Origin of the sequence: Moorena sp. SIO4A1, from assembly GCF_010672065.1 — a bacterium.
Taxonomy (GTDB): Bacteria; Cyanobacteriota; Cyanobacteriia; order Cyanobacteriales; family Coleofasciculaceae; genus Moorena.
Window position 1 is genome coordinate 1 of record NZ_JAAHHX010000918.1, and the last position, 1180, is coordinate 1180.

The following is a 1180-nucleotide window of genomic DNA, read 5'->3' on the forward strand; positions in this document are numbered from 1 at the left end:
TAAACGATTTATCGACAGCGTTGTTGATGATTAAATTTTATCAGAATCTGCGAGAGCAGATGTCTTTAGCAGTTGCCCTTAATCAAGCCCAATTCTGGCTGCGGGATAGCACCCAGTCCCAGTTGCTAGCCTGGAGTAGGCAGTTACCCCTAGACAACTCTTTGATGAAAAGGATTGAACAAGCACTGGATTGGTTTAACCCCCATGAGCAACCCTTCCAAGACCCCTACTACTGGGCTGCATTTTGTGTAATTGGAGAGTCAAATCATGATTTCTGACCCTAAACTTCTAGTATTTCCCGACTTCCTAAAAACCAAACTGGAACTGTTTTCTAGGCAAGACTTACAGGACTTAGATCAGACCTTAGCCCTTTTGGAGAATAACCCACCAGAAAACGTTGAGGAAATTCTCAGAAATTGGTTCAAAGCAAGGCTTAAAATTAGGGATGAACTCAACAAATTTTACGATATTTGCAGGAAGGAGCTTGGCAAAGTTCCGCCCACTCCACCTATCCAGCAGGATCGCCTTTCTAATTGGTTTCAGGAACTGCGCAAGCCAGTGAAGGATAAACTCAAGTCTGAATCTCATCAAAAAAATACCAATGACCTCTAAAGTCTATGCACCTAATGTTCATTTATTTGCCTTTCATCTAAAAACTAGTCAGCCAACTACCTTACTCTGGGACAAGTGCAACGAGATTATCTCTCAAGAATTTCGAGTGACTAAGCAGCTTGAAATTGAAGAACAGTCAGGATATCGAGTAGACCTGCTCAAGGATAAAACTACTGATGATGTGGCTTTGCACTTTGGGAGTAACGTTATGTTAGATAATACTTCCCTGGCTGTTACCGGAGTAGCAACTCCCCTCAGAATTCAAGATACCTATGCCTTAGCTCTAAACCTCCGCCGTCCTGAACTAGAGCAAAATCAGACACAACCCACCCAACCAGTACCCTCCAGCTTTTTAGAAAAATTGAACCCAGCAGGCTGCTTGATGCCGGAGGAAATTGGCAGTTCCCTTGGTCAAACGTTGCTCTTAACAGTTTGGGATAGAGAACAAAAACCCTGGGTGCCCTCGAATTTACTGCAACATCCCCAGGAAATAAGAAAACTTGCTGACGAGTGTTTGCGAGCCTTCATTCCTGCTCAAATTCCCTGTCCTCACTTCAATCAAGAAGGG

General features: G+C 43.6%; 2 protein-coding genes and 1 pseudogene. All 3 read left to right on the top strand.

Annotated elements, in window-relative coordinates; all coding sequences use genetic code 11:
• Positions 1 to 278: CHAT domain-containing protein (locus tag F6K53_RS44070; RefSeq protein WP_293087180.1), on the top strand; the 278-nt coding region annotated here is incomplete at its 5' end.
• A complete protein-coding gene (locus F6K53_RS44075) occupies positions 268 to 612 on the top strand; it encodes a hypothetical protein (protein WP_293087183.1) in 345 nt (114 codons plus the stop codon). The genes F6K53_RS44070 and F6K53_RS44075, both read left to right, overlap by 11 nt.
• Positions 602 to 1180: pseudogene (locus tag F6K53_RS44080) on the top strand (hypothetical protein); the annotation flags it as partial. The gene F6K53_RS44075 and the pseudogene F6K53_RS44080, both read left to right, overlap by 11 nt.

Bases quoted from the DNA above. Each gene is read 5' to 3' on its own strand.
- F6K53_RS44075 (WP_293087183.1), top strand. From the start codon at position 268: ATGATTTCTGACCCTAAACTTCTAGTATTTCCCGACTTCCTAAAAACC.